Source organism: Marivita sp. NO-S04, from assembly GCF_059070475.1.
In genome coordinates this window covers 167241-193497 of record NZ_CM180980.1, presented here as the reverse complement: position 1 = coordinate 193497, position 26257 = coordinate 167241, and the positions used below count along the sequence as shown (strand labels likewise).

Genomic DNA, 26257 nt, shown 5'->3' with positions numbered 1-26257 from the left:
CGGACTAAAGCCTGTCGTATCACCAAGAGGCCGCAAGAATGGACGATCCAAAGACCCCGCCCGCCAGATCCCATGGCCGCAAGACCATAAGGCCATCGCTCAAACCGCGCGAATTGATGGAGGCATCCCCGGACCTGGTGCGCGTGTGGAAGGCCCAAGTGATCACGCTGCTGCCCGAGGCGTTTCCCGGTATACTGGGGCAGTCTCTGACGGGACGCGCGCTCAAGGACGGGCTGTGGCACTTGGAGACCGTGCCACTGCGCCAATTCGGCGAAGGCAAACATCGCAATGTTGATGACACACCCGCAGGTGGTGGCGCAGGTATGGTGCTGCGCCCCGATATCATGGCAGCCGCAATCGACACCGCGCGCGACCGGATCGAACCGTCTGCGCCACTGATCTATCTCAGCCCACGCGGGCGACCTTTGACGCAGAAAATGGCCCAATCGCTAGCCACGGGGCCGGGAATGACGCTGATTTGCGGACGCTTCGAAGGGTTGGATCAACGCGTGATCGACCATTACAAGATGATCGAAGTCAGCCTTGGCGACTTTGTTCTAACGGGCGGAGAGATTGCGGCTCAGGCCATGATCGACGCAACCGTGCGCCTGTTGCCCGGCGTTTTGGGCAATGAGGCGTCAACTGAAGAGGAGAGCTTTTCAAATGGGCTTTTGGAGCATCCGCAATACACCCGCCCGGCCGAGTGGCGCGACCGAGAGATTCCACCAGTTCTTATGTCTGGTCATCACGGCGAAATCGCCAAATGGCGACGCGCACAATCCGAAGAGCTGACCCGCAAACGGCGCCCCGATCTTTGGGCCGACTGGTGTACGAGGAACGACACGTCCGATTGATCCGACAGTGCATGTGCGTTTTGTGCTAAGCAAAAGCCATTGCCCGACTCGGAGGAGATAGCAATGGCACTTTCCCTACAGGTGATTTACCCCATCACGAACGAGACCCATTTCGACTACGACTATTACCTTGGCACCCATATGCCGATGGTTGGTGAACACATGGGCGCGCATATCGCATCCGTGCTGGTGACCAAAGGTCTGGCCAGTGGCCCCGATGCACCGCCGCAAAGCTATGCTGTTGCCACGATGACCTTTGCCGACAAATCCGCTCTTGATGCGGCGCTTGGCGCGTCTGGGCCGGTGGTCGCCGACATTGCCAATTTCACCAACACGCAACCGCAAATGCTGATCGGAGAGGTGATCGCCTGATCTCTGCCCCGGATGATCACACCAGACAAGGCACAGGGGCCGTCTCCTCAAACGACCCTTGATTTACGGCGACGCTTCTGGTTTACGGCGCGTGTTCTGGGTGTCAGCCCGGTGCGGTGATTCCGTGTGCTCTTCGGACATGGCAAAATCGTACCCTTCCCGAACATGACAAGACAAAGACGACCTGATCTCTGGCGGGCGCTCCGATCATTCGGAACAGGCGGACCCGGACGAAGACCAAGAGCTCTTAGGACGCGCACACCTTTGCGGAGCAACCGCAAGCAGTATTAGGAGAGAAGCGATGGATCTGATCGCTCAGTTGGAGGCGGAACAAATTGCCGCCCTCGGGAAGACCATTCCCGATTTCAAAGCCGGCGACACCATCCGTGTCGGCTACAAAGTAACCGAAGGCACCCGCACCCGTGTGCAGAACTACGAAGGCGTCTGCATCAGCCGCCGTCAGGGTTCTGGCATTGCCGGTTCGTTCACGGTTCGCAAGATTTCGTTCGGTGAAGGCGTGGAGCGTGTGTTCCCGCTCTATTCCACAAACATCGACAGCATCGAGGTTGTTCGTCGTGGCCGCGTCCGTCGCGCCAAGCTGTACTACCTCCGTTCGCGTCGTGGCAAATCGGCCCGTATCGCGGAAGATGCAAACTACAAGCCCCTCAAGGGCGCAGACGCGTAAGGAGTGCCGAGATGAAAAAAGACATCCATCCCGAATACCACGTCATCAACGTCAAGATGACCGATGGCACAATGCTCGAAATGCGTTCGTGCTGGGGCAAGGAAGGCGACACGCTGTCGCTCGACATCGACCCGACTGTTCACCCGGCCTGGACCGGTGGCAGCTCGCGCCTGCTGGACTCTGGCGGCCGCGTGTCGAAGTTCAAGAAGAAATACGAAGGCCTCGGCTTCTAAGATTTTACCAGTTGGTAAAAGATTAGGCCGCCCCTCACAGGGCGGCCTTTTTCGTTGTCACAACGCTGCTTCCTGATCCGCCTCGGCAAGTCTGCCCTTCCGACATGAGACGCACTTCTCTAGGCTGCCCGAGACTGTGCTATTTGCACGTGTGGGAAGGATCACCGCGTTGGACCTGTCACCTCTGATCGCTGCCGTATTTCTGTTCGCAGCCTCCACCGCGATCGGCATGGCGAACGTGGTCAAAATCATCACAATCTACGAAGCGAAACACGAACTGAAGCAAGGGTCTGCCGGCTGGATCAGGTCGATCTCTGGTTGGACGCTGGTGGTGTTTTGGCTGCTCATCACATGGTTTCTGGCCACGATCATCGGGGACTGGCATGTCAGCGGTGATCTCGAGGGCGCGCTCGATCGGTCTTGGCTGCGGTTGCAGATCCTGCTGGAAATCATGGCGGCGCTAGGATCGGATTGATGGAGCAGACCGCAGTCAGCCAATCAGAGATTCAGTGCGACAGCTGCGGCGGGCAGTGCGCCTTCGACCCGGCGCAGCAGGACCTACTGTGCAAAAGCTGCGGATCGCTCTGGCCGTTGGCGACAGAGGATGACCACAAAGCCGCCGAAGAGTTTCCGTTCAATCCCGACGCGCCGATGGAAGAATTCCCGGGCCTGCAAGGCGACCAAATCCACCAATGCGAAACCTGTGGCGGCGCAGTGGTCTTCACCGGTTCGGCGCTCTCCGAGAACTGCCCCTACTGCAACGGACCGGTTGTGCTCGGGATCGAGGACAAAGCCTATGCAACCATGGCACTGGTGCCGTTCAGAGTTAACCGTGACTACGCCACCCATCGCATCACCGACTGGGTCAGCCGCCGAATTGCCGCGCCAAACGATCTGGCAAGCTTTGCCGAAGATGGGCGCGTTGCCAGCATTTACGCCCCATTTTGGACGTTCGATTCCAAAGAAGCGATTGAGTATTGGGCATCTTACACAACTGGCTCTGGCGACAATCGGCGCAGACACCATGTGTCCGGCACGATGGACGTCTTTTTTGACGACCTTCTTGTGCCTGCGTCAGACCATGTCACGCCCCTGATCCGCGATGGTATCTTGCATGACTTTCGCCCCGAATATTTACGCCCCTATCGGGCGGGATACCTCGCCGGATTTGCGGCAGAGCGGCACACCATGCCAGTGCGCAAAGGGTTACGGCTTAAAAAGCAGAACAAGGATCTTTTGATCCGCAACAAGATCAAGAAGCATGTTGGTCGACAAAACGCGCGAGTCGACCGCTACAGAACCGACACGACCGGCATCCACTACCGGCGCATTCTGCTTCCGGTCTGGATTTTGCACTACAGCTACCGCGGCACTGCAAAGAAAGTCGTGGTGTCAGGGATCGACGGTCGCACCTTTGGTGAGCGTCCGTTCTCTCCATGGAAGCTGGCGGCCTATTCCGCGATTCTGACAGCGTTGACGATGGCGCTGGGATTGATCTGGGGCGCTACCGGCATCTTGTGAAGGTGAGTCGCCACTGCACCGTTCCGCAACGGATTGCGCCCGTTCACGCATCTGGCGTTGCAACCCGCAGCGTCTATGCGCATAGCTGATCAAAAGCATGCAAGAGCAGAAACATGGCACACATCATAGTTGTCGGAAACGAAAAGGGCGGTGCTGGGAAGTCGACCGTGTCGATGCATGTCGCCACGGCGCTTGCGCGGATGGGCCACAAGATCGGTGCGCTGGACCTTGACCTGCGCCAAAAGACGATGGGGCGCTACATCACCAACCGGATGAAGACGCTTGAAACCGACGATCTGGATCTGCCCAGCCCGCGCTATATCGAATTGCCCGAGATCGACCCCGACACCCTTCAACCGGGTGAAAATATCTACGATCACCGCCTGTCCGCCGCTGTGGCCGAACTTGAGCCGGGCAGCGATTTCATTCTGATCGACTGTCCCGGATCGCACACGCGGCTTAGCCAGGTCGCACACTCGCTGGCGGACACGCTGATTACACCGTTGAATGACAGTTTCGTCGATTTCGATCTGCTGGCCCATACCGATGCCACCGGCGAAAAGATCGAAGGCCCGTCGGTTTATTCCGAAATGGTCTGGAACGCCCGCCAGCTTCGGGCGCAGGCCGGGCTGCCCCCCATCGACTGGGTTGTCCTGCGCAACCGTCTGGGTGCGCAACAGATGGTCAACAAGGCCAAGATGGAAAAGGCGCTGGAACGTCTGTCCAAACGGATCGGATTTCGCGTGTCCCCCGGTTTCAACGAGCGTGTGATCTTCCGCGAACTCTTTCCCCGTGGCATGACACTGCTCGACCTCAAGGATGTGGGTGTGAAGCAGCTCAACATCTCGAACATCGCGGCGCGCCAGGAGTTGCGCGATCTGATCAAGGCGCTAAACCTGCCCGGTGTCTCGGTCACGTTCTAGATCACTGGCCACACGCGCCGCGCCGCCTAAGTTCTTGCAAAGCAAGGAGGAGAGGCGCGTGACAGGACCTACGAAAAACGAGCTTTGGTTTCGCCTGCTCTTCAGCCTTGGCGGATTGGCTTTGCTGATCGTCGCAGTGATGGTGCGTGGCATCTCGAATTCCGCAGCTCTGGTCGAGGTTGTGGGCATCGCAGGCGCGTTCTTTGGGGGCAGTGCGATCTGGTCCGCACTCAAGCTGGCACGCCACCGCGAGTGACTTGCCTTACCCAAGGCGGTGGTGTCTGATCGCCTCAAAAGGAGCGCCCCCATGCCAGCCCCCCTCAATCGTTTCAAAGCCGCATTGGCATCAGACACCCCAACACTTGGTTTGTGGCTGGCCTTGGGCACCGGATACGCGGCGGAAATCGCGGCGACCGCAGGGTTCGATTGGCTGCTGATTGATGGCGAACACGCGCCAAATGATCTGGTGACGCTCCATGAGCAAATGATGGCGCTGGCAGGTCACGATGTGTCTCCTGTCGTACGCATCCCGCACAACGATCCGGTGCTGATCAAACAGGTGCTCGACCTTGGTGCGCAATCCTTGCTGTGCCCAATGGTCAATTCCGCCGAAGAGGCCCGCGCTATCGTGGCCGCAACGCGTTATCCACCGCGTGGGATCCGTGGCGTTGGGCATATGCTTGGGCGGGCTTCGGCGTTCAATGGCATCCCGGATTATTTGGAAACCGCTGAAAATCAGATTTGTCTTATCGTTCAGGCTGAAAGTGTTGCTGCAATGGACGCGCTGGAAGAGATTTGCGCCGTCGATGGTGTGGACGGGGTCTTTATTGGCCCCGCCGATCTCTGCGCCGATATGGGTCTCTTGCCGAATATCACCCACCCCGATGTCCGCGCCGCCGTACAAGACGGCCTCCGGCGCATCCGAGCCACGGGCAAGGCGGCGGGCATCATCGACGGGGATCCGGCACTCATTCAGCAGGACATCGACGCCGGTGCAAACTTCGTCGCTTTGGGCGCCGATGTACTTTTGCTGGCCGATGCGATGCGCGGGCTTGTGAAAACGTGGAAAGCCCGGACCACCTGATCCGGGCTCTCGCAGTTTCGCTGTGTGCCTGGCTTATTCGGCGGGCATCGCAATGGCAGGAACGGCGCGGCGTGCAAAGTGCTGACGGTTGAGCCGCAGAACCAATGCGATGGCCACAATCTGCGCCACGATGGCAATGCCGGTCACAGTCCAATAGGCCACACCGAACTTTTCGATCGCTCCGGCAGCGACAAGACCCTTGTTGACGAAGAAGTGAGTCATCACAGACAGTGCAACCGCCGGGCAGACCAGAGCATAGGAGCCCGGCGAGGTCTTGGTGCCCATGACGAAGTCGCTGAAATAGCCTTGGCGCATCATCACAACCGCGCCCAGCAGCAGGAACACGATCTGGATCGACAGGAGCCGTGCGAGGAAGACCATGGTCTCACCTGCTTGCGCATGGGTGTCGAAGGCAACATGCAGGCCGTGGCTCTGGCGCAGAAAGAGGATGCCAAGGACCGTGACGATCGGAACAATGATCATTAAGGTCGGGCCCGCTTCGCGTGCAGTACCGTGCTGGAGCATTGACGCAAAGGCGGTGGTGGCGGCAATCACGGTGTAAAGGATCGCAGCGACGCCAAAGAATGTCGACAGCATCAGGGCGACAGCCACGGTAGTGGCAGAGGTGCTCATCGCGGCGGGTGCGGCAAAGCCAACGCCGACCATTGCGATGCTGAACGCGGGCAAAAGCTGCGCGAACGAGTTATGTGCGGTCACGTCGAACACGCCACCTGTGGACAGGACACGGCCAAGGAAAGCTCCGATCATACGCAGAGCCAGCACACCGATGGCGGCAAAGGCGATCAAAGCCATTGGGAACAGGTATTCCACCACACTCCAAAGCTGCGGTACGAAGACAAGTCCGACGATGAACATCGCGTTGACGGTCATTGCAAGTGCAAGCGGCATCGCCAAAAGAGTGGCTTCGGCATTGGTCTCGCGCAGCTTGGCGTAAGCGTCGGTTTTCTTGAAGGCTGACAGGGATTGCAGGTTCCAGATCAGTGATTTGATGTTGAGGAACGCAAAGACCGCAATGCCAATCAATGCTGCGGCAATAGCGGCCTGCATGGCGACGCCACCGGTCGCAAAGGCGGCTGCGATGTCTTCGAACACCGGAACCGGCTGGCCCGGATGCGGCACCCAGAACATCAGGAACATGAAAAACGTAACCGCAATACCCCCAGCCCCAAGCGAGGCCAAAAAGTAGATCGGTGAAAAGGTGTCAGCGGGTCTGGATACGGAATGGTCCATGGCGAGTCTCCTTATATTCCGCGTTTGGAATATATTTACATTCAAAATTCGGAATGTAAAGGCCTTTCGACTTTTGCGTTCTCGTGCTGTTGAGATCACGCGCTGAAAAATCCTTAACAAAACCGCAATATCTTGTGGATAAGCTGTACAGACTTACCACATGCGGAACCAAATCGTTGACTCGGCGCCGACGCCCGCGACAGACTGTCCTTCACATCGGGAATCAGGCAGGCTTTACAGGTGCGCTTTTCCAAACTCCGTCTGACGGGCTTCAAAAGCTTCGTTGACCCCACCGATCTGATCATCGCGGATGGTCTGACCGGCGTTGTGGGGCCCAACGGCTGTGGGAAATCCAACCTTCTTGAGGCGCTGCGTTGGGTGATGGGCGAAAACCGCCCGACCGCGATGCGGGGCGGCGGGATGGAAGACGTAATCTTCGCAGGCGCCGCAACGCGCCCTGCCCGCAACTTTGCCGAAGTATCGATCCAGATCGAAAACAGCGACCGTCTGGCACCTGCTGGCTTCAACGATCAGGATCAAATCGACATCGTTCGCCGCATCACCCGCGACGTGGGCAGCGCCTACAAGGTCAACGGCAAGGACGTGCGCGCCCGCGACGTGCAGATGCTTTTCGCAGATGCCTCGACCGGGGCGCATTCGCCGGCGCTGGTGCGGCAGGGCCAAATCAGCGAGTTGATCAACGCCAAGCCGAAAAACCGCCGCCGCATCCTAGAAGAAGCGGCAGGCATCTCGGGCCTTTACCAGCGGCGTCACGAGGCAGAACTGAAGCTCAAGAACACCGAAGCGAACCTGCTGCGCGTAGATGATGTCATCGAACAATTGGCCGCGCAGCTTGCACAACTGGCGCGACAGGCCCGTCAGGCGGCGCGGTATCGCGCCATCGGCGAAGAACTGCGCCATGCCGAAGGGCTGCTGCTGTACCGTCGATGGAAAGACGCAGACATCGCCCGTGCAGAAGCAGACGGGCAGTTACGAGAACGCACAACCGAAGCCGCCAAGGCCGAAGCCGCCGCACGCGAGGCCACCAAGGCGCGTGAGCAGGCCGATGCGGCTCTCCCCCCCTTTCGAGAGGAAGCGGCGATTGCGGCTGCGATTGTGCAGCGCCTGACGCTGCAGCGGGATACGCTGACCGAACAGGAACGCCGCGCCGCTGAGACCATCGAAACCCTGACCCGCCGCATCGACCAGATGACCAAGGACATGGAGCGGGAAAGCGGTCTGAACCGGGATGCTGGCGAAACCATCCAGCAACTGGAATGGGAAGCCCGCGAGCTGGCCAAAGCCGCAGAAGGACATGACGACAAGCTGGCTGATGCTATTGAGGCGGCGCAGGAGGCGGGTGCCGTCTTGCAGGCGCGCGAGGCCGATCTGAGCCAGAAGACAGAAGACGTGGCGCGCCTTGCTGCGCGACATCAATCGGCGCACCGACTGCTGTCCGACAGCCAGAAAACACTCGACCGGAACGAGGCAGATGCCTTGCGCGCCCGCGAGGCGATGGCGGCGGCGAAACAATCATTGGCGGATGCCAAGAACGCGGCGGCGGCAGCAGACGCCGAACAGGTCGCAGCACGCGATCTGGCCGACCGTGCAGACCAAGTCCTGACCGAGGCCGAAGCAGCGCGTGCCGAAACCCAGTCGCGCGAAGCCGACGCCCGCGCGGAGCGATCCGAAGCCGAAGGCGAGATGAATGCGCTGAGCGCGGAGACCACCGCCTTGGCGCGCCTTTTGGATCGGGATACCGCTGAAGGCGGCCAGATCCTCGACCGGCTTCAGGTGGAACAAGGGTTCGAAAAAGCGTTGGGTGCCGCACTGGCCGACGATCTGCGCGCACCCGAGGTCGAAGACGATGGCCCCACGGGATGGACAGCTCTACCGCGCTATGACACTGACCAACCGCTACCACCGGGCATCACACCGCTCACCAACCATGTTTCGGTGCCTGAAGTGCTGGAACGGCGCATGGCTCAGATCGGTCTGGCGGATCCTGAAGACGCCGCCCGCCTTCAACCGCTGCTCAAACCCGGTCAACGTCTGGTCAGCCTCGAAGGCGATCTTTGGCGCTGGGATGGCTACCGCGCTTGGGCGGAAGATGCCCCGTCTGCTGCGGCACTGCGTCTGGAGCAGTTGAACCGGCTGGAAGCGCTGAAACAGGAAACCGCCCGCGCTTCAGCCCGTGCCGATGGCGCGCGAGCAGCGCATGAGAGCCTGACACAGCGACTGGCGGACCTCGCCATGGCCGAAAAAGCCGCCCGTCAGGCGCGCCGGGATGCTGATGCGTCGGTGACCGATGCGGCCCGCAAGCTCAGCCGTGCCGAAGCCGATCGCGACATGGCAGAGGGCAAGTTGGAAAGCCTGTCACTTGCTGTGAAACGCCACGAGGACGAAGCCACGACCGCCCGGGCGCAGATGGTCGAGGCGCAACGTGCCGTGGCCGATCTTGAAGACCTCGAGTCGGCCCGTGCCGAGGTGGAAGACCTCAAGATGACGGTCGAAGCGGCCCGCATGACCATGATGTCGCGCCGGTCTGCGCAAGACGAGCTTCGCCGGGAAGGTGATGCCCGCAAGGCGCGGTCGCAGCAGGTGAGCAAGGAACTCAGCGGGTGGCGTCACCGTTTGGAAACCGCCGAAAAGCGGAGTGCCGAACTCGCAGAGCGGCGTTCGGCAGCGCAGGCGGAGCTTGAGGATGCATCAGGCCTTCCGGCGGAACTGGCTGCGCAACGCGACACGCTGGGGTACGAGATTTCGCAGGCAGAAGCCCGAAAGGCTGCGTCGGATGATAATTTGTCGACAGGTGAAGCGGCTCTGAGAACCGCAGATCAGGCCGAACGCGAGGCTGAGCGCAAAGCGTCCGAAGCACGCGAGGCCCGTGCAAGATCCGAAGCCCGCGCAGAAGCTGCGCGCGATGCGGTCAACGCAGCGTCAGAGCGGATCGCGGAGGAGCAGGAAACCAGCCCGACCAATCTTTTGCAGAAGCTTGGGGCTGATCCCGACAACCTGCCCCGCGCAGAAGCGATCGATGCCGATGTGAACCGGCTCAAGCGGCAACGCGATGCCCTGGGTGCCGTGAACCTGCGCGCGGAGGAAGATGCGCGCGAGGTACAGGAAGAGCACGATACGCTGCTGAGTGAAAAGCTGGATCTGGAAGAAGCGATCAAGACATTGCGGTCTGGTATTGCCAGCCTGAACCGCGAAGGACGCGAACGCCTTTTGACGGCGTTTGAGCAGGTTAACAGCAATTTTACTTTGCTTTTCACGCACCTTTTCGGTGGCGGCGAGGCAAACCTTGTAATGGTCGAGAGCGACGATCCGCTGGATGCCGGGCTTGAAATCATGTGCCAACCGCCGGGTAAAAAGCTGTCGACGCTGTCGCTGCTTTCCGGGGGAGAACAGACACTCACCGCGCTCGCACTGATCTTTGCAGTGTTTCTTGCGAATCCCGCGCCGATCTGTGTTCTCGACGAGGTGGACGCGCCGCTGGACGATGCAAATGTGACCCGCTTTTGTGACCTGCTTGATGAAATGTGCCGTCGTACGGAAACCCGCTTCCTCATCATCACGCACCATGCGGTGACGATGGCGCGCATGGATCGCCTATTCGGCGTGACCATGCAGGAACAGGGGGTCAGCCAGCTTGTCTCTGTTGACCTCAAGAAAGCGGAACGTCTGGTCGCGTAAACGTGTCTGCGCCGTGGTCGTGTTTGTGACTACACTCAACAGATGTTCAGGTCTCTCCTATTGTTTGCGCTGTTTCCGGTCGCGCTCCATGCCCAAAACTGGGCCCCCAGAGACAGCGATGTTCTGTTCGATCAGGTCGGCCTCGAATCATTACTGCGCGGCACGACAATCACCTTCTTCGATGATGGTGAATCCAAGTTTTTCGAAGATGGTCGCTACACCTACACCTATGCGAACAATGGCGGCACGGGGTACGGCTATTTTACCGTGATGGAGGACAGCACGATCTGCATTGAATTCGTTACTGGGTTCTCGCGGTGCGACCTTTACGTGACCGACACCGATGGCAGATTGATCATCATCACCGCAAGTGGCGACAGGTTTCCTACCCGCCGGTGAATCACAAGAACGCAAGAGACAGGTCCAATGCATCGCGGCAGACTTCTGCATGACGCGACGATTTCAAACAAAATAGGCCATGTTTCGCCTATTTTAAGAACTTGATCAAATTCATTACCCTGCAATTAACCGTTTGTTATCTAATGAAGGCGGACTCTAGCCAAGAAATGACCACCTCATATGAAAGCCCCGTTGCCCGAATGAATGTGCTGATCGTGCAAAACGACGCCAAACTTGGCCAGTTCTGGCAACGCCATTTGCAGCGTCATGACCACGTTGCAGACGTCGTGCAAGATCAGGACAGCGCGATCGTTCGGCTTCAGGAACAGTTCTACCCGATTATCATCCTGGACGTGGTGCTGGATGGCGGAAGCGCGATTGCCGTCGCAGATTATGCCAGCTTTCGGCACCCCGATGCCCGCGTGATCTTTGTCACCAACACAAGCTTTTTTTCGGACGGCTCCATTTTCCAGCTTTGCGCAAATGCTTGTGCCTTCGTGCCCATCGCCACCCAACCCGAAGACTTGGCGGCGATGGTCGAGCATTACGCCAAAACCGCCTAGGCTGCGGCCAGCCTGTCACGCTCATGGGGTGCGTCAAAATCAAGAACCGGATTGATCGGGATGATCCGGTACGGATTGATGGTCTCATGACTGTAGTGGTAGTGCCGTACGATGTGGTCAAGGTTAACAGTCTCGGCCACACCCGGCCATTGGTACAACTCGCGTGTATAGGCCCAGAGGTTAGGATAGTCGACAATCCTGCGGCGATTGCATTTGAAATGCAGATGATACACCGAATCGAACCGCACAAGCGTCGTGAACACGCGCCAATCCGCCTCGGTGATCCGGTCTCCGACAAGATAGCGCTGCCGTGACAGCCGATCTTCGAGCCAGTCGAGGCTGTCAAAGAGAGGTCCGACAGCCGCGTCATAGGCTTCTTGCGTGGTCGCGAAACCGGATTTGTAGACACCGTTGTTCACTGTGTCATAGACACGATCATTGACCTTTTCGATCTCGTCTCGCAGTGCAACGGGCCAAAAATCGTCGGAATTTCCGGTCAAGCCATCGAACGCCGAGTTCAGCATCCGGATAATTTCGGAACTCTCGTTGGAAACGATGGTCTCACGCTGAGTGTCCCACAGGATCGGAACCGTCACGCGGCCAGACGCTTTGGGATCGGCCTTGAGATAGATGTCGCGCGCGAAGGGCAGCCCATAGAGCGTATCTCCGGTGGCAGCCGGAAAATCAGGATCAAACGTCCAGCCATCCGTCAACATGTCGGGGTGAACGACCGACACACCGATATGGTCTGTCAGCCCCTTTATGGCACGGAAGATGAGTGTCCGATGGGCCCAAGGGCAGGCAAGGCTGACATAGAGGTGATAGCGGCCGGACTCGGCCTTGAAGCCGCTCTCGCCGTTGGGGCCGGCGCTGCCATCTGCGGTAATCCAGTTGCGATATCGAGAGGTACTGCGCTTGAACGCGCCACCCGTGCTCTTGGTGTCGTACCATTGGTCTTTCCAAACGCCGTCAACCAGATGTCCCATCTCGTGCTCCTCCTGTCTCTGTCATATCAACACTTAGAGCTCTGCACAGTTTCACAAAACACCCACATTCGCGCAGACTATCACGGATAACCGCACAGATAGGTCTACCATCCCTTCACCGATGGGCAAACCTGCCGGATATGCCTGCCTTGCCCACAAACACCATGACAATATCCCAAAAGCTGCAAAGTCAGGCACCGTTCAACTTGGCATCTTGGCCATGCCAAGGTATGGGACCACGAAATTGATCGGGTGACACCCGCGCTGGCCAACGGCCAGTTCTCCGCTGGAACCCCAACACGACGACACCGACAAAGACCGCGAGACCTGTCTGCGGCCTATGGGCAAAATATTTCATGATCTCAATCGCACAGTACAAACGGCAATGGACACACAACATCCGCGGCGATCTGTTGTCCGGACTGGTGGTCGCCCTTGCCCTGATCCCCGAAGCGATTGCGTTCTCGATCATCGCCGGTGTCGACCCCAAGATCGGTCTATACGCATCGTTCTCCATCGCCGTGATCACCGCGATCACTGGTGGACGGCCGGGCATGATTTCTGCAGCAACCGCTGCCACGGCGGTTCTCATGGTCACGCTGGTCAAGGATCACGGGCTGCAATACCTGCTGGCTGCCACTGTGCTTGCTGGTCTTTTGCAGATCGGCGCAGGGCTTTTGAAGCTGGGTTACGTCATGCGCTTTGTGTCGAAATCCGTGATGACGGGGTTCGTCAACGCATTGGCGATCCTGATCTTCATGGCACAGCTTCCCGAACTTGATCCAAGCCGCGTGCCGATGCTGACTTACGCGCTTGTCGCATCAGGCCTGTTGATCATCTATCTTTTCCCTTTGCTGACAAAGGCCGTGCCCTCGCCGCTTGTGACGATCGTCGTGCTGACCGCCGTTGTCGTGCTTATGGGGTGGGATGTCCGCACCGTTGGCGACATGGGTGAATTGCCCGATACGCTGCCGGTGTTCTTGATCCCGGACATTCCGCTGACATTCGAAACACTGCAGATCATCTTTCCCTACTCGGTCGCTGTGGCTGTCGTAGGTCTGCTGGAAAGCCTGATGACCCAGCAAATCGTCGATGACCTCACCGACACCAGTTCCAACCGCAACCAGGAATGCATCGGTCAGGGTTTGGCCAACACCGCCACCGGGTTCATCGGTGGCATGGCGGGCTGCGCCATGATCGGTCAGTCGATCATCAACGTAAAATCCGGCGGGCGCGGGCGTTTGTCGAGTTTTGTGGCAGGTCTGTTTCTGCTGATCCTTGTGGTTGCCTTGGGGGATATCGTCGCGATCATTCCTATGGCAGCGCTCGTCGCGATTATGATCATGGTCTCCATCGGTACATTCTCGTGGTCATCGATAAAGAACCTGCGCGACCATCCGAAATCGTCGTCCATCGTAATGCTGGCGACTGTGTTCTTCGTCATCTACACCCATAACCTTGCCATCGGGGTGTTGTTCGGTGTGCTGCTGTCCGGCATCTTCTTTGCGTGGAAGATTTCGCAACTGTTCCGCGTTCGGTCGACCATCACACCGGACGGCGAACACCGCACCTACATCATCGAGGGCCAATTGTTCTTTGCTTCATCCGAGGATTTCATGAAGGCTTTCGACTTCCGCGAGGCTCCGGCCCGCGTGACCATCGACCTCAGCCGCGCACATATTTGGGATATATCATCGGTTGCGGCCTTGGACATGGCTGTGCTCAAGTTCCGCCGCGAAGGCGCAGAGGTCGAATTGATCGGTCTCAATGAGGCGTCCGATACCATCGTCGACAAGCTTGCCATCCATGACAAGCCCGGTGCGATGGACGAATTGCTCGGCCACTAGGGAGCCACACCATGACAACGAACACCCTTATCGCCCTTGTGGACGCATCCGCCTACGCCGAGAGCGTCTGCCATCACGCAGCTTGGATTGCCGGACGTAATTCCTGGAAGGTCAAAGTGTACCACGTGATGGGTCGCCGTGACGCCGTTGATAAACAAGATCTGTCTGGCGCGATCCGGCTTGGCGCGCGATCGGCACTGCTTGAACAACTGTCAGAACTGGACGCCACCCGCGCCAAACTGGCGCACGAGCATGGTCGTGCGATACTTGAAGACGCTAAGGCGATCATTGTCGGAGATGGGGATATCGCCGTCGAAACCCGACTGCGCCAAGGTGATCTGGTTGAGACCGTGACCGCCAAGGAAGAGTCCGGCGATATGATCGTCATCGGCAAACGCGGCGAGGCCGCAGGGCTGGCGATGGAGCATCTTGGCTCAAACCTTGAACGCATTGTCCGCGCTAGCCATAGGCCGGTTTACATTGCAAACCGCGCGTTCAAACCAATCAATTCAGTGCTTGTCGCGTTTGACGGCGGGCCTTCCTCGCTCAAGGCCATAGACTACATCGCGCGCAGCCCCATGTTCGCGGGCATTACCGTGACGCTGGTATTCGCGGGCAAGGACACACCGGTCATTCAGAAATCGCTGTCCGATGCCACAGCAACGCTCAAGGCCGGCGGATTTGAAGCCAAGACAATCGTCGAAAGCGGAGAGCCGGAAAAGGTGCTGGCCCAGATCACATCGACTGGCGCGCACGAATTGCTTGTTATGGGCGCTTATGGCCACAGCCGGGTCCGAAGCTTTATCATCGGATCGACCACTACCGAGATGATCCGGTCCTGCAAGGTACCGATCCTGATCATGCGCTGAGGCGCGATAAGTCAGGATCGCAGTTTCTGCACAATCCAGATTACGATCATTGCGCCAAGGATTGCACCAACAAGGCCTGCCACCGCACCAGTTGCGGCCAAAAGCAGACGGATCACCATCCCGCCGATCAAAGCGCCCGCAACCCCTACCATCACCGTGGCGAGAGTGCTCATCTCTACGCGCATGACGCGCGTTGCCAGAAAACCAGCCGCCGCTCCGATGACCAGTAGAAACAGGATCGGCATCATCTACCTCCGACGCCGGTCGCGCACGGTGCTGCGCCAGTGGGTCGGCACGATGATCAACGCACCCAGCGACGACACAATCGCGTTAATACCCGGAGAGCTGAATCCGATACCAAACATGATCCGCACGAAATAGGCCAGAAACGCCCCACCGATGCAGATGATGATGCTTTGCAGAATACCATTGTTGGTGAAGCCAGATCGCTCACAGATATAACCGACGATCCCTGCGATAATGACGGTTCCCATTAGCACCATGAACATGCCTACTCTCCCAAACGCGTTCCCATAGAAACCGCCATGCCATGCAGGAATGTCTCGGTGTCCTGCGCGCCTTTACCCGCACGTTGCGCACGCGTGATCGTAACCGCTCCTGAGCCACAGGCAATGGTGAAGGCATTATCCAGCGCCGTCCCGGCAGTGCCGCGCTGATCCGACAGGCGACTGCCCAACAATTTGACGCGTTCCGTACCGATCATCGTCCATGCTCCGGGGAACGGCGAAAGACCCCGTATCTGACGGTCCAGGTCAACTGCGGGACGGGTCCAATCGATCTGCGCTTCGGTCTTGTCGATCTTTTGCGCATAGGTCACACCGTCTTCAGGCTGGGCCTCTGGCGTAAGACTGTCGATCCGCTGCAAGGCGTGCACGATCAGCTCGGCCCCCATAGCGCTTAGCCTATCATGTAATTCACCTGTTGTTTCGGTCGCGCCAATGGCCGTCGCCTTGCGCATAAGGACCGGCCCGGTGTCCAGCCCTGCTTCCATCTGCATGATGCAAATGCCGGTCTCTGCATCGCCAGCCATGATCGCACGATGGATCGGCGCCGCGCCGCGCCATCGCGGCAATAGCGATGCGTGAATATTGAGGCACCCCTGTTTTGGAGCATCCAGAACCGCTTGCGGAAGGATCAGCCCATAAGCCACAACAACGGCAATATCGGCGTTCAAAGCGGCGAAATCGTGCTGCGCCTCTTCATTGCGCAGCGATGTCGGATGCCGCACCTCAAAGCCCAGCGCCTCGGCACGCGCATGAACCGGTGTCGGGCGGTCCTTCTTGCCCCGACCCGCAGGACGGGGCGGTTGGCAATAGACAGCGGCAATCTCGTGCCCGGCCTCGACCAGCGCGTTGAGAACCGGAACCGAGAAATCGGGCGTCCCCATGAAGATGATCCGCATGTTCTAGCCTTTCAGCTTGTTCGCCCGCCGCAAAAGCATGTCGCGCTTGGTTTTGCTCAGATGGTCGAAATACATCTTGCCGTTCAGATGGTCGATCTGGTGCTGTACCGACGTGGCCCAGAGGCCGACAAAGTCTTGTTCATGAACCGTACCGTCCGCCCCCATGAAACGTACGGTCACGGCGCGCAGGCGTTCGATCTTTGCGAAGACACCGGGCAGATTTGGGCTGGCCTCTTCGTGTGACCGAAGCTGGACCGAGGCGTGCAGAATTTCCGGGTTCGCCATCCGTACGGCGCGGCCACGATCTTCGGAGGCATCCACCACGGCCAGACGTTTCAGAATACCGATCTGGTTGGCCGCAAGACCGACACCGGGCATTGCCTCCATTGTGTCGATCATGTCGTCCCAGATCCCGCGGATCTCATCGGTGATCGTGTCCACCGGCTCGGCAGGTGTCCGCAGGCACTTGTTCGGCCAAGCCAGGCAAAGCCGCGTCGTCATGCAAGCGCCGCATAGTCGGCTTCGATCTGTGCACGCATTTCAGGCGTCACACGGTCAAAGATCACGACGCCGTTCAGATGATCCAATTCGTGTTGCGCACAGGTCGCAGCAAATCCGCTCAGGCGTGTTTCGTGCCGGACACCATCCAGATCAGTGTATCCAAGAGTGATGTCCGTTGGCCGTGTCACTTCAGCCGAGACCCCGAGAATGGAGAGGCAAGCCTCGTTCCCTGCGGCGGTGGCATCGCCAGAAGCAAGGATTTCAGGGTTGATGCACACGAACGGCGTGCGGTCGCCCTCTTTCCAAGTCGGGTCCATCACGAACACCCTTAGCATCACACCAATCTGAGGCGCCGCAAGCCCGCGCCCCGGAGCGTCGTACATTGTGTCGAACATGTCTCGGACGAGATCAGCGATGTCCGTCAGGTCTTCAACCGGCGTGCAAACCTCAGACAATCGGGCGTCAGGCCATGCGACAATCGGCCGAACACTCATGCCCGCGCCATCTCTCGCTTGAGCTTGACCATCTTGCGGGTGATCATCTGACGCTTGAGCGGCTTGAGATAGTCGATAAACAGCTTCCCGTTCAGGTGGTCGATCTCGTGTTGAACACAGGTCGCCCATAACCCGTCGAACTCTTCTTCCTTCGGATTGCCGTTCTCGTCTATCCAAGCGACCTTGACCGCCTCGGGCCGGGTCACATCCGCAAACTGGTCCGGGATCGACAGGCAGCCTTCCTCGTAGACGTTCAGATCATCCGAAGACGCAAGGATTTCGGGGTTGAACATGATCAGCGGGCGCGGAGTCGATTCCTCGTCCTTAATGCAATCGACAACGATCAGCCGCGACAACACACCCACCTGCGGCGCGGCAAGGCCGATGCCCGGTGCGTCATACATGGTTTCCAGCATGTCCTTGGCCAGAGTGCGCAAATCGTCCGACAAATCGGGCACGGGGTCACAGACCTTTTTCAGACGCGGGTCCGGATGGATGAGGATCGGCAATTTCATGGCAGGCATTTAGGCAATCCATGTCCCAAGGGCAATAGGTCGGGGCTTGCACCTGTCGTTCACTGGATTAGCGTTCGACTGAAATCCAATAAGCAGATGGAGCCCTAGATGCGCGATCTTTTCAATGTTCCCAATGATCGACGCGGGACGCACTGTTCAAAATGGGACGTGCTGGAAAGCAAGTTCGACGTTCCAAACGCGGACGGCATCGCGATGTGGACTGCGGACAGTGATTATCCGACAGCGCCCTGTGTGCTGCGCGCGATTCAGGCGGCGGTGGATCATGGTGTGTTCGGGTACTGGACCGACAACACCGACTATCACGCGGCGATCCAATGGTGGATGAAAAACCGGCACGGATGGAACATCGACACCGACTGGATCATGACAACGCAGGGCCTGGGCAACGCGATTGCTCTTTGTCTCGACGTCTGGTCCGAACCCGGCGACCGGATCGTCACCTTCAACCCGGTGTATCACGAGTTCGAATTCAAGATCCGACGTGCCGGACGGGTACCGGTGCAGTGCCCACTGACGCGGGATGGCGATACCTACCAGATCGACTTTGACGATGCACAGTCGCGGCTGGACGGCACTGAGAAGATGCTGATCTTCTGTTCCCCGCAGAACCCGTCTGGGCGCATCTGGAGCGCCGAAGAGTTGCGGCAGGTGGCCGAATTCGCTGCACGGAACGACCTGATCGTCGTGGCCGACGAGATTCACCACGACTTCATTTATCCGGGCCATACGTTTGTGCCTTACGACGTCGCCGCGCCGGACGCACGCGATCGGTCGGTGATCCTGACTGCGTCGTCAAAGACGTTCAACATTGCGGGCCTGAAGACCGGAAACATCATCATTCCCGACGCAACATTGCGCGAAGCGATGGCGCAGCGGTTACGGTCACTGGACTATTCTCCGAACCGCATGGGGCTTGAGATGGTAACAGCCGCCTACACCCCGGAAGGTGCGGAATGGGTCGACGCGCAGATTGATCACCTGATCGAAAACCGCCGCATCTTTGATGACGCGATGAACGCGATCCCCGGTGTGCATTCCTTGCCTTTGGCGTCCACCTATCTGGCGTGGGTGGATTTCTCAGGCACTGGCATGGACTTCGAAGAGATCAGCAGCAGGGTCCGCAAGGATGCCCGCATCGCACCAAGCCCCGGACCGGAATTCGGCCCCGGAGGCGAGACCTTCCTGCGCTTCAACCTTGCGACGCAAACCTACCGTGTCGAAGAGGCCGCAAAACGTCTGCAAGAGGCGTTCCGCGACCTCCAATAAGATCAGTTGCGCGGTGGGCGGGATTTGTAGACTGGCAAGCTCCATCCGAATGCGATGGAGCCTGCGCGCAGAGCAAAGGTGATTGCGGCGGCGGCCAGCACGGTTGTCGTCTGGCTAAGACCGAGCATTGGCGCGAAGGCCATCACGGACGACCCTGCGACAGCGCAGGTCACGTAAAGCTCACTCTGTTTCAGGACCAGCGGCACCTCGTTTGCAACCACGTCGCGCATCAACCCGCCTAGACAACCAGTGACTGTACCCATGGCCACGACGATGGCCGCGCTTTGCCCAAGAGTAGCGGCAATGTTGGCCCCAGCCGCCACCGCAAATGCCAAGGCCGCAGCGTCGAGCCAAAGGATCGCCTTGTAGCGGCTTTCGAACAGATGCGCGGTAAAGAAGACCACGAATGCGGCAATCACAGCCACACCCAGATAGGTGGGATCTGCCATCCAGAACACTGGGTTTCGATCCAGCAGCACATCACGGACCGTACCACCGCCAACGCCGGTCAGGATCGCGAGAAAGGCGAAACCAATGATATCAAGCTGTGCGCGGCTGGCGACCAAAGCTCCGGTCAGGGCAAAGACCAACACAGCCGCATGATCGATCCAAGCGATCAGGGTCACGCCGCGCCTTTTTTGAACGGCTTCATACCTTCGCGTGCCAATTCATCAGCGCGTTCGTTTTCGGGGTGGCCTGCATGGCCCTTGACCCATTCCCAGGTCACATCATGGCGTTGCTGGGCTTCGTCCAGACGCTGCCAGAGTTCTACATTCTTGACCGGCTTCTTGTTGGCAGTCTTCCAGCCATTGCGCTTCCAGCCATGAATCCAACTGGTCACGCCGTTCTTCACATAGGCGCTGTCGGTCACAATGGTCAGCGAGGACGGACGCGCCAATGTCTCCAGAGCGTGGATCGCAGCCAGAAGCTCCATCCGGTTATTGGTGGTGTTCGCCTCACCCCCGGACAGGGTGCGTTCCTTGACCACTGTATCGCCGTCTTTCGCCTGTAGCAGCGCACCCCAACCACCCGGCCCGGGATTTCCGGAACAGGCTCCGTCGGTATAGGCATAGAGGTCAGGCATGGGCAGTTACGGAGATCCAGTTATCGTCGGTGCCGCTTAGCCCTTTGTCACGCCCGCGTCGATAGGGGCCGACGGAAAACCCAGCCGTTTGCAGGAGTGCGGTCAGGTCGGGTTCGGTGTAATAGGTGTAATGTCGGCCAAGGGCATCACGGCCTTCGCCAATGCCCTCTTTGACCGCAATGTGAAAGAGACCGCCAGATTTCAACGCCGTGTGGATGGCCGTCAGATGCTTGCGCATTTCAGAACGCGCAGCGTGAAGAAGGCTGAAATTGGCCCAAACGCCATCATAGATTGCGGTGCCGCTGATGTCGTCGAAACTCGCCAGTTGCGCTTTGACGCCTTCAATGGCCGACGCCAGCGCGATCATCTCAGCCGAGGCATCCAGCGCATCAACCATGCACCCGGCGCGCGCCATGTGCCGCGCCGACGTACCCGGCCCGCATCCAAGGTCAAGAACCCGCGCATGTGTAGGCAAAGCAGCTATGAACGTCGCGAGCGTTTCGCTTGGTGTGTCTGACGGGTCAAGTTTGGCATAGTCGCCTGCGCGGGCATCATAGACGGCAACGGTTTCGCGGTCGGTCACAGGAACACTCCGATCGAGAGGGATAGAACGACCAGCCCGGTCAGCAAGGCACGCAACTGCATCCACCATGCCGGCGCGAGGCCCCATTTCCAGAAGGCGAAGTCCAGCACCAGAAGTCCCAGAAATCCAAAGATCAGGTTTGTTCCGGCAGACACCGGCCCTCCGCCAGTCATAAAGAACGCCCACAGCGCCGGAATGACCGACAGCGCATAGCCCGTTGCCGCCTGCCCGTCCTTGGCCTTGGTTGCAAAGCCCCACAGTACCCCAGACATAAAGCTGAGGATCACCATGCCGTAGCTGAGCTGGACATAGGGGCCGATGAACCTTGGCCCCAGAACATCCATCCCCCACTGCGATGCCGCATCAGACAGCAGCGTAAGCGCGCCCCATGCAAACGGGATCACGCCGGCAAGGCCAAGGATAAGCGCGGAACGGGGTATCTGGGTCATTGTTGGTCCATCGTCATATTCTGGGCCGCGACATAGCTCAGGCGCGTTCGAGCGCCAACCGTCCAGCAAGGGCGGCGAAGAGCGCCGCAAAGGATCGGTTGAGCCAACGCATGACACGTTCGCTGCCCAAGAGCCATGTGCGCGCCGCAGCAGCGAACACGCCGTAGAGGACAAAGATCACGAAGGTCATCAGCATGAAAACCCCGCCCATCAGCGCCATTTCTACCGTCGCAGTCGCCGGGTTGCCCGACAGGAACGGCGGCAGCAATGCGAGGAAGAAAATCGACAGCTTGGGATTCAAAATGTTGATCAGAGCGCCACGCCGTGCAATTCGCAAACCTGTCTCAGCCTGCTTTTCGGCGGACACCGAAAGCGCACCGCCCGAGCGCACCGCCTGCCAAGCCAGCCAGAGCAGGTAGGCGACACCGGCGAACTTCACCACGTTGAACAACACCGCCGACGTATGCAGCACCGCCGCAAGGCCCAGAGTCGCGGCCAGCAAATGCGGCACGATCCCGAAAGTGCATCCCAATGCGGCCCATATCGACGGCCAACGCCCCTGCCCCAAGCCGATGGCGAGCGTATAGATGACGCCGGTTCCGGGTGCGATGACCACGACAAACGCCGTCAGAAGGAATTGCAGGGAAAGCATAGCGGATCCTCTCTGGGTGTGCTGTGATGACGCTATACATTTGGTGGACAATGATCTAGACGCGCGGTTTGGCCCACTGACGGGCTGCTGATACAAAGAAGACGACCCTCGTGAAAAAAGCCCTGCAAGATGCCCTTGATGCCCGTGGATACGAAACGCTGACCCCGGTTCAGGAGGCGGTTCTCAATCCCGGATATGTCGGTGCCGACCTTTTGGTCTCGGCGCAGACAGGATCGGGCAAGACATTGGGCTTCGGCCTTGCCATTGCGCCGACGATTCTCGAGGACGAAGTATTCGGCCCTGCGGGCGCGCCTTTGGCATTGGTGATCGCGCCGACGCGTGAATTGGCAATGCAGGTAAAACGCGAACTGGCATGGCTTTACGCTCAAGCCGGTGTGGTCATGGCGTCAACTGTTGGCGGCATGGACATGCGCGACGAACGCCGCGCGCTAGAGCGGGGCGCGCATATCGTCGTCGCGACTCCGGGCCGTCTGCGCGACCACATCATGCGCAACTCCATCGACCTGTCGCAGTGTCGCGCCGTTGTGCTGGACGAGGCTGACGAAATGCTCGACCTGGGCTTCCGCGAAGACCTTGAGTTTATCCTCGGCGAAGCCCCCGAAGACCGTCAGACACTGCTCTTCTCGGCCACCGTGCCGCCGATGATCGCGAAGCTGGCGAAAAGCTACCAGCGCGATGCCATTCGCGTGGTCACGAAATCCGAAACAAGCCAGCATGCGGATATCGCCTACCGCGCCATGATGGTGAGCGACCGCGACACCGACAACGCGGTGATCAATACGCTGCGGTATTACGAAGCCCCCAACGCGATTGTTTTTGCCAACACCCGCGCAATGGTGAACCGCCTGACGACCCGCCTGTCGAATCGCGGGTTTCAGGTCGTGGCACTTTCGGGTGAACTGTCTCAGACCGAACGTACCCACGCGCTGCAAGCCATGCGCGATGGTCGGGCGCAGGTTTGTGTGGCGACAGACGTCGCCGCACGCGGTATCGACCTTCCAAACCTCGACCTGGTGGTCCATGCCGAACTACCGTCCAACCATGAAACTTTGCTGCACCGCTCGGGCCGGACGGGTCGTGCCGGGCGCAAGGGTGTGTCCGCACTGATCGTGACGCCCAAGGTGCGCAAGAAGGCCGAGCGCATTCTGAGTATGGCCAAGCTGAAATCCGACTGGGGCTCTGCACCTTCGGCCGATGAAGTGTTGGAGCGCGACGAAGATCGCATGTTTGCCGACCCCGCATGGGAGACACCTGTTGGTGAATCCGAGGAAACCGTAGTGACCCGGCTTGTTGCGGAAAAGACGCCCGAGCAGATCGCGGTGGCCTATCTGCGCATGTTCCGCGAACAGCATACTGCGCCCGAGGAACTGTCTGATCCCGGCGCCAAGCCTGAAAAGCGTGAAGAGTTTGGTCCAAGCGTTTGGTTTGCAGTGTCCGGGGGGCGTGCTGCAGACGCCGAACCGCGCCGCATTTTGCCAATGGTCTGTGGTGCAGGCGATCTGAGCAAAGATGATATCGGCGCGATTCGCATCCAGCAGGATCATTCGCTGGTGCAGATCAAAGAATCGTCGGTCGCGCGGTTGCTGAACGCGGTTGGACCTTCCATGGAGTTGGAAAAGGGTGTGACCCTGACCAAGCTCGATAAGGCGCCTGATTTTGATCGTGGGGCACGACCTGCCGCAAACCGCGGCCCGAAGCCCGAGCGCAAGCCATATGGCGACAAACCCGAGCGCAAGTCCTACGATGATCGGCCCAAGCGTGAGCCCCGCGAAGAGCGGGCACAACCGGCGGTCGAGGCTGCTCAAGAGGTTGCAGCCAAACCGGCCCCTAAATCAGCAGCACCAATCGACTGGAACGACGCACCCACACCCCGCGCGCGCAAGCCGAAACCGGCGGATCGCAAGCCGGCGGGCAAACCTTACGGAAAGTCTGATGGCCCGGCGCGCGAGCGTAAGCCCTATCAAGGCAAATCTGACGGTCCGGCCCGCGGGCGTAAGCCGTACGGCGACAAGCCGAGCGTTGACCGTCCGCCGCGTCGTTCGGAAAGCGAATTTCAGGCGCAGCCCTACAAGGGAAAAGGCAAACCCAAAGGTCCGCCCCCACCCGAAGGCCGCCCCGACAGCAAAAAGAACATCGCCCGTGCCGCCGCTCGCGCAAATGCAGGTGATCCGTCACAAAGCATGCGCAAACCGCGTGCGGGAGGTGCGAAACCGGGTGGAAAACCTGCGGGTAAATTCGGTGGGAAGCCGGGTGGGAAGCCTGCTGGCAAGTTCGGTGGTAAACCGGGCGGAAAAAAATAAGAGGTGCGTGTAAACACGCACCCTACATTACCACTCAATCACCAGGATATGTGCTTGCACGCACCGTTATGCGGGCACGCGCAACACGCGAGGCACCTTGAACTCCACGTTCTCGACTGCTGTTTCGACCATCTCCACCGTTACATTGTACCGATCCCGGAACGCGTCGATCACCTCGGTGATCAACTCTTCAGGTGCACTGGCACCTGCGGTGATGCCAACGCTTGCGATCCCCTCAAGCGGCCGCCAGTCGATGTCGGGCGCACGTTGGACAAGCTGCGAATAAGCGCAACCTGCTTTGCTGCCCACCTCGACCAACCGCTTTGAATTTGACGAATTGGGCGCACCGACGACCAGCATGGCATCGCATTTTGGGGCCATTGCCTTGACCGCTTCCTGGCGGTTGGTGGTGGCGTAACAGATGTCTTCCTTGTGCGGGCCGACGATCTTGGGGAAGCGGGCGTGCAGTGCTGCCACGATGTCGATGGTATCGTCGACGCTCAGCGTGGTTTGCGTGACAAAAGCCAATCGTTCGGGATCACGCACCTGAACGGTGGCCACGTCCTCGACGGTTTCCACAAGCAAAACTTCGCCATCAGGCAATTGACCCATGGTGCCAACGGTTTCCGGGTGGCCTTCGTGACCGATCATGATCATCTGCAAACCGTTTTCATGGTGCCGGGCTGCTTCGATATGAACCTTGCTGACCAACGGGCAGGTCGCATCGACATAGATCATTTCGCGCTTGGCGGCTTCGGCGGGCACCGCCTTGGGCACCCCGTGCGCGGAAAAGATCACCGGTCGGTCATCGGGGCAATCTTCCAGTTCCTCGACAAACACCGCACCTTTGTCACGCAGGCCATCAACGACGTATTTGTTGTGCACGATCTCGTGTCGCACATAGACAGGCGCGCCCCATTTCTCGAGTGCCATCTCAACGATCTTGATGGCGCGGTCCACACCGGCGCAAAAGCCGCGCGGTGCAGCAAGGTATAGGGTCAGGGGCGGTTTGGTCATGTCGGTCTCCGTCTTGCCCAAGACCTAAAGCCTCAGCAGTCACGTTTCCAGTGGAATGCGTCTTTCACTTAGGTGTGAGTTGACCTTCCTGCGCAGGAAGCCCGCGATAGACGTCAACAAGTACAAGGAGTGCCGATGAAAAAACCTATCATCACAGGCCTGACTGCGGCCATGATTGCCATAGGTGCGATCTGGATTTCCCCTGCATGGACCGCGGACGATGTGCGGCCCAATCTGCCTTATACCGACGCGGCGCGCGTTGCAGAAGGTGCCACGCTTTACGTTGATTACTGTGCAAGCTGTCATGGCGCTAATCTCGAAGGTCAGCAGCCCAATTGGCAAGACCGTGATGCTGATGGCTACCTCCCTGCGCCGCCACATGATGAAACCGGTCACACGTGGCACCATGACAATGCCTTGTTGATGCGGATTGTGCGCGACGGCACCGAAGCGATTGTCGGCGGGACATACAAGTCGAACATGATCGGATTCGGGGACGTTCTGCGCGATGATGAGATCGCCAGCATTTTGGGGTACATCAAGAGCACGTGGCCAACAGAAATTCAGGATATCCATAACGAGATCAACGCCCGCGTTCTTCCCTGACGATGCGCGCCGCAAACACTGCCTGCTTCTAAACGTTTGCCG

31 protein-coding genes are annotated in these 26257 nt (G+C 59.0%); 17 read left to right on the top strand and 14 right to left on the bottom strand.

Annotation, left to right across the window (positions count from 1 at the left end):
* Nucleotides 1–38 precede the first annotated feature (38 nt).
* From trmD to ACK3EW_RS00970, 9 genes are all read left to right on the top strand, one after another.
* Nucleotides 39–854, top strand: coding sequence for a tRNA (guanosine(37)-N1)-methyltransferase TrmD (trmD, locus tag ACK3EW_RS01010; RefSeq protein WP_493808113.1), 816 nt, complete (start codon nt 39–41; stop codon nt 852–854).
* Between the two features lie 63 nt (nt 855–917).
* Nucleotides 918–1226 (top strand): EthD family reductase, encoded by a 309-nt coding sequence (locus ACK3EW_RS01005; protein WP_493808112.1) that lies wholly within the window; start codon nt 918–920, stop codon nt 1224–1226.
* Nucleotides 1227–1527: 301 nt separating this feature from the next.
* A complete protein-coding gene (gene rplS, locus ACK3EW_RS01000; RefSeq protein ID WP_085627944.1) occupies nt 1528–1911 on the top strand; it encodes a 50S ribosomal protein L19 in 384 nt (127 codons plus the stop codon).
* An 11-nt stretch (nt 1912–1922) separates the two neighbouring features.
* The gene (rpmE, locus tag ACK3EW_RS00995) at nt 1923–2144 is read left to right on the top strand and encodes a 50S ribosomal protein L31 (protein ID WP_085627943.1); all 222 of its coding nucleotides are present in this window, start codon (nt 1923–1925) and stop codon (nt 2142–2144) included.
* A gap of 169 nt (nt 2145–2313) precedes the next feature.
* Entirely contained in the window at nt 2314–2619 is a 306-nt protein-coding gene (locus ACK3EW_RS00990; protein WP_439118548.1) for a hypothetical protein, read from the top strand.
* A complete protein-coding gene (locus ACK3EW_RS00985; protein WP_493808111.1) occupies nt 2619–3665 on the top strand; it encodes a hypothetical protein in 1047 nt (348 codons plus the stop codon). Before ACK3EW_RS00990 ends, ACK3EW_RS00985 begins: the two co-directional genes overlap by 1 nt.
* A gap of 113 nt (nt 3666–3778) precedes the next feature.
* Nucleotides 3779–4588 carry a division plane positioning ATPase MipZ gene (locus ACK3EW_RS00980; RefSeq protein ID WP_439118550.1) on the top strand — a complete coding sequence of 270 codons (810 nt, stop codon included), beginning with the start codon at nt 3779–3781 and terminating at the stop codon, nt 4586–4588.
* 58 nt (nt 4589–4646) lie between these two features.
* Nucleotides 4647–4844 (top strand): hypothetical protein, encoded by a 198-nt coding sequence (locus ACK3EW_RS00975; protein ID WP_493808110.1) that lies wholly within the window; start codon nt 4647–4649, stop codon nt 4842–4844.
* A gap of 51 nt (nt 4845–4895) precedes the next feature.
* Nucleotides 4896–5672, top strand: coding sequence for an aldolase/citrate lyase family protein (locus tag ACK3EW_RS00970; protein WP_493808109.1), 777 nt, complete (start codon nt 4896–4898; stop codon nt 5670–5672).
* Nucleotides 5673–5705: 33 nt separating this feature from the next.
* Here ACK3EW_RS00970 and ACK3EW_RS00965 read toward each other — a convergent pair whose 3' ends face one another.
* Complete coding sequence (locus ACK3EW_RS00965) at nt 5706–6923, bottom strand: TsoY family (seleno)protein (RefSeq protein ID WP_493808108.1); 1218 nt, start codon at nt 6921–6923, stop codon at nt 5706–5708.
* A gap of 240 nt (nt 6924–7163) precedes the next feature.
* On the opposite strand from ACK3EW_RS00965, the gene ACK3EW_RS00960 reads away from it, so the two are divergent.
* From ACK3EW_RS00960 to ACK3EW_RS00950, 3 genes are all read left to right on the top strand, one after another.
* Nucleotides 7164–10619, top strand: a complete 3456-nt coding sequence (locus ACK3EW_RS00960; RefSeq protein WP_493808107.1) for a chromosome segregation SMC family protein — start codon at nt 7164–7166, stop codon at nt 10617–10619.
* Nucleotides 10620–10679: 60 nt separating this feature from the next.
* The gene (locus ACK3EW_RS00955) at nt 10680–11018 is read left to right on the top strand and encodes a hypothetical protein (protein WP_493808106.1); all 339 of its coding nucleotides are present in this window, start codon (nt 10680–10682) and stop codon (nt 11016–11018) included.
* 200 nt (nt 11019–11218) lie between these two features.
* A complete protein-coding gene (locus tag ACK3EW_RS00950; RefSeq protein WP_085627934.1) occupies nt 11219–11581 on the top strand; it encodes a response regulator in 363 nt (120 codons plus the stop codon).
* Here the strand turns inward: ACK3EW_RS00950 and ACK3EW_RS00945 are convergent.
* The gene (locus tag ACK3EW_RS00945) at nt 11578–12567 is read right to left on the bottom strand and encodes a glutathione S-transferase family protein (RefSeq protein WP_493808105.1); all 990 of its coding nucleotides are present in this window, start codon (nt 12565–12567) and stop codon (nt 11578–11580) included. The two genes, ACK3EW_RS00950 and ACK3EW_RS00945, sit on opposite strands and share 4 nt — an antisense overlap.
* Nucleotides 12568–12923: 356 nt before the next feature.
* Here ACK3EW_RS00945 and ACK3EW_RS00940 point away from each other — a divergent pair, with 356 nt between their 5' ends.
* Both ACK3EW_RS00940 and ACK3EW_RS00935 read left to right on the top strand, forming a co-directional pair.
* On the top strand, nt 12924–14414 hold the full coding sequence (locus ACK3EW_RS00940) for a SulP family inorganic anion transporter (protein WP_493808104.1): 1491 nt from the start codon (nt 12924–12926) through the stop codon (nt 14412–14414).
* A gap of 11 nt (nt 14415–14425) precedes the next feature.
* Nucleotides 14426–15283: a universal stress protein gene (locus tag ACK3EW_RS00935; protein WP_493808103.1), complete on the top strand. Its 858-nt coding sequence runs from the start codon at nt 14426–14428 to the stop codon at nt 15281–15283.
* A gap of 11 nt (nt 15284–15294) precedes the next feature.
* Here ACK3EW_RS00935 and ACK3EW_RS00930 read toward each other — a convergent pair whose 3' ends face one another.
* Genes ACK3EW_RS00930 through def (ACK3EW_RS00905) form a run of 6 tightly spaced genes read right to left on the bottom strand, consistent with a single transcriptional unit; the run spans nt 15295 to nt 18216 of the window.
* Nucleotides 15295–15528: a GlsB/YeaQ/YmgE family stress response membrane protein gene (locus ACK3EW_RS00930; RefSeq protein WP_085628151.1), complete on the bottom strand. Its 234-nt coding sequence runs from the start codon at nt 15526–15528 to the stop codon at nt 15295–15297.
* A 3-nt stretch (nt 15529–15531) separates the two neighbouring features.
* Entirely contained in the window at nt 15532–15792 is a 261-nt protein-coding gene (locus ACK3EW_RS00925; protein ID WP_085627931.1) for a hypothetical protein, read from the bottom strand.
* Between the two features lie 2 nt (nt 15793–15794).
* Entirely contained in the window at nt 15795–16706 is a 912-nt protein-coding gene (fmt, locus tag ACK3EW_RS00920; RefSeq protein WP_493808102.1) for a methionyl-tRNA formyltransferase, read from the bottom strand.
* 3 nt (nt 16707–16709) lie between these two features.
* Entirely contained in the window at nt 16710–17207 is a 498-nt protein-coding gene (gene def / locus ACK3EW_RS00915) for a peptide deformylase (protein WP_493808101.1), read from the bottom strand.
* Entirely contained in the window at nt 17204–17701 is a 498-nt protein-coding gene (gene def / locus ACK3EW_RS00910; RefSeq protein ID WP_493808100.1) for a peptide deformylase, read from the bottom strand. Before def (ACK3EW_RS00910) ends, def (ACK3EW_RS00915) begins: the two co-directional genes overlap by 4 nt.
* Nucleotides 17698–18216, bottom strand: a complete 519-nt coding sequence (gene def / locus ACK3EW_RS00905; protein ID WP_439118563.1) for a peptide deformylase — start codon at nt 18214–18216, stop codon at nt 17698–17700. Before def (ACK3EW_RS00905) ends, def (ACK3EW_RS00910) begins: the two co-directional genes overlap by 4 nt.
* Nucleotides 18217–18324: 108 nt before the next feature.
* On the opposite strand from def (ACK3EW_RS00905), the gene ACK3EW_RS00900 reads away from it, so the two are divergent.
* Complete coding sequence (locus ACK3EW_RS00900; RefSeq protein WP_493808099.1) at nt 18325–19503, top strand: MalY/PatB family protein; 1179 nt, start codon at nt 18325–18327, stop codon at nt 19501–19503.
* A gap of 2 nt (nt 19504–19505) precedes the next feature.
* Here the strand turns inward: ACK3EW_RS00900 and ACK3EW_RS00895 are convergent, their stop codons facing one another.
* Genes ACK3EW_RS00895 through ACK3EW_RS00875 form a run of 5 tightly spaced genes read right to left on the bottom strand, consistent with a single transcriptional unit; the run spans nt 19506 to nt 22271 of the window.
* A complete protein-coding gene (locus ACK3EW_RS00895; protein WP_493808098.1) occupies nt 19506–20129 on the bottom strand; it encodes a trimeric intracellular cation channel family protein in 624 nt (207 codons plus the stop codon).
* Nucleotides 20126–20587, bottom strand: coding sequence for a ribonuclease HI (gene rnhA / locus ACK3EW_RS00890; RefSeq protein WP_439118566.1), 462 nt, complete (start codon nt 20585–20587; stop codon nt 20126–20128). Before rnhA ends, ACK3EW_RS00895 begins: the two co-directional genes overlap by 4 nt.
* The gene (locus ACK3EW_RS00885; RefSeq protein ID WP_493808097.1) at nt 20580–21170 is read right to left on the bottom strand and encodes a class I SAM-dependent DNA methyltransferase; all 591 of its coding nucleotides are present in this window, start codon (nt 21168–21170) and stop codon (nt 20580–20582) included. The genes rnhA and ACK3EW_RS00885 overlap by 8 nt, the downstream gene beginning before the upstream one ends.
* Complete coding sequence (locus tag ACK3EW_RS00880; protein ID WP_493808096.1) at nt 21167–21619, bottom strand: DUF3429 domain-containing protein; 453 nt, start codon at nt 21617–21619, stop codon at nt 21167–21169. The genes ACK3EW_RS00885 and ACK3EW_RS00880 overlap by 4 nt, the downstream gene beginning before the upstream one ends.
* A gap of 37 nt (nt 21620–21656) precedes the next feature.
* Entirely contained in the window at nt 21657–22271 is a 615-nt protein-coding gene (locus ACK3EW_RS00875; protein WP_493808095.1) for a LysE family translocator, read from the bottom strand.
* A 110-nt stretch (nt 22272–22381) separates the two neighbouring features.
* Between ACK3EW_RS00875 and ACK3EW_RS00870 the strand changes: the two genes are divergently transcribed.
* Entirely contained in the window at nt 22382–24592 is a 2211-nt protein-coding gene (locus ACK3EW_RS00870) for a DEAD/DEAH box helicase (protein WP_493808094.1), read from the top strand.
* A 66-nt stretch (nt 24593–24658) separates the two neighbouring features.
* Here ACK3EW_RS00870 and ispH read toward each other — a convergent pair whose 3' ends face one another.
* Nucleotides 24659–25609, bottom strand: coding sequence for a 4-hydroxy-3-methylbut-2-enyl diphosphate reductase (ispH, locus tag ACK3EW_RS00865; RefSeq protein WP_493808093.1), 951 nt, complete (start codon nt 25607–25609; stop codon nt 24659–24661).
* 135 nt (nt 25610–25744) lie between these two features.
* On the opposite strand from ispH, the gene ACK3EW_RS00860 reads away from it, so the two are divergent.
* Nucleotides 25745–26215 (top strand): c-type cytochrome, encoded by a 471-nt coding sequence (locus ACK3EW_RS00860; RefSeq protein ID WP_493808092.1) that lies wholly within the window; start codon nt 25745–25747, stop codon nt 26213–26215.
* Nucleotides 26216–26257 lie beyond the last annotated feature (42 nt).

Excerpts from the sequence above, each read along its gene's own strand:
- ACK3EW_RS00900 (WP_493808099.1), top strand. The coding sequence starts at position 18,325 with ATGCGCGATCTTTTCAATGTTCCCAATGATCGACGCGGGACGCACTGT.
- fmt (WP_493808102.1), bottom strand. The coding sequence starts at position 16,706 with ATGCGGATCATCTTCATGGGGACGCCCGATTTCTCGGTTCCGGTTCTC.
- ACK3EW_RS00965 (WP_493808108.1), bottom strand. The coding sequence starts at position 6,923 with ATGGACCATTCCGTATCCAGACCCGCTGACACCTTTTCACCGATCTAC.
- ACK3EW_RS00940 (WP_493808104.1), top strand. The coding sequence starts at position 12,924 with ATGATCTCAATCGCACAGTACAAACGGCAATGGACACACAACATCCGC.
- ACK3EW_RS00970 (WP_493808109.1), top strand. The coding sequence starts at position 4,896 with ATGCCAGCCCCCCTCAATCGTTTCAAAGCCGCATTGGCATCAGACACC.
- ACK3EW_RS00985 (WP_493808111.1), top strand. The coding sequence starts at position 2,619 with ATGGAGCAGACCGCAGTCAGCCAATCAGAGATTCAGTGCGACAGCTGC.
- rnhA (WP_439118566.1), bottom strand. The coding sequence starts at position 20,587 with ATGCCTGACCTCTATGCCTATACCGACGGAGCCTGTTCCGGAAATCCC.
- ACK3EW_RS00880 (WP_493808096.1), bottom strand. The coding sequence starts at position 21,619 with ATGACCCAGATACCCCGTTCCGCGCTTATCCTTGGCCTTGCCGGCGTG.
- ispH (WP_493808093.1), bottom strand. The coding sequence starts at position 25,609 with ATGACCAAACCGCCCCTGACCCTATACCTTGCTGCACCGCGCGGCTTT.
- ACK3EW_RS00935 (WP_493808103.1), top strand. The coding sequence starts at position 14,426 with ATGACAACGAACACCCTTATCGCCCTTGTGGACGCATCCGCCTACGCC.
- ACK3EW_RS00945 (WP_493808105.1), bottom strand. The coding sequence starts at position 12,567 with ATGGGACATCTGGTTGACGGCGTTTGGAAAGACCAATGGTACGACACC.
- ACK3EW_RS00860 (WP_493808092.1), top strand. The coding sequence starts at position 25,745 with ATGAAAAAACCTATCATCACAGGCCTGACTGCGGCCATGATTGCCATA.
- def (WP_493808101.1), bottom strand. The coding sequence starts at position 17,207 with ATGACGACGCGGCTTTGCCTGGCTTGGCCGAACAAGTGCCTGCGGACA.
- def (WP_439118563.1), bottom strand. The coding sequence starts at position 18,216 with ATGAAATTGCCGATCCTCATCCATCCGGACCCGCGTCTGAAAAAGGTC.
- ACK3EW_RS01005 (WP_493808112.1), top strand. The coding sequence starts at position 918 with ATGGCACTTTCCCTACAGGTGATTTACCCCATCACGAACGAGACCCAT.
- rpmE (WP_085627943.1), top strand. The coding sequence starts at position 1,923 with ATGAAAAAAGACATCCATCCCGAATACCACGTCATCAACGTCAAGATG.
- ACK3EW_RS00950 (WP_085627934.1), top strand. The coding sequence starts at position 11,219 with ATGAATGTGCTGATCGTGCAAAACGACGCCAAACTTGGCCAGTTCTGG.
- rplS (WP_085627944.1), top strand. The coding sequence starts at position 1,528 with ATGGATCTGATCGCTCAGTTGGAGGCGGAACAAATTGCCGCCCTCGGG.
- trmD (WP_493808113.1), top strand. The coding sequence starts at position 39 with ATGGACGATCCAAAGACCCCGCCCGCCAGATCCCATGGCCGCAAGACC.
- ACK3EW_RS00930 (WP_085628151.1), bottom strand. The coding sequence starts at position 15,528 with ATGCCGATCCTGTTTCTACTGGTCATCGGAGCGGCGGCTGGTTTTCTG.
- ACK3EW_RS00925 (WP_085627931.1), bottom strand. The coding sequence starts at position 15,792 with ATGTTCATGGTGCTAATGGGAACCGTCATTATCGCAGGGATCGTCGGT.
- def (WP_493808100.1), bottom strand. The coding sequence starts at position 17,701 with ATGAGTGTTCGGCCGATTGTCGCATGGCCTGACGCCCGATTGTCTGAG.
- ACK3EW_RS00875 (WP_493808095.1), bottom strand. The coding sequence starts at position 22,271 with ATGCTTTCCCTGCAATTCCTTCTGACGGCGTTTGTCGTGGTCATCGCA.
- ACK3EW_RS00980 (WP_439118550.1), top strand. The coding sequence starts at position 3,779 with ATGGCACACATCATAGTTGTCGGAAACGAAAAGGGCGGTGCTGGGAAG.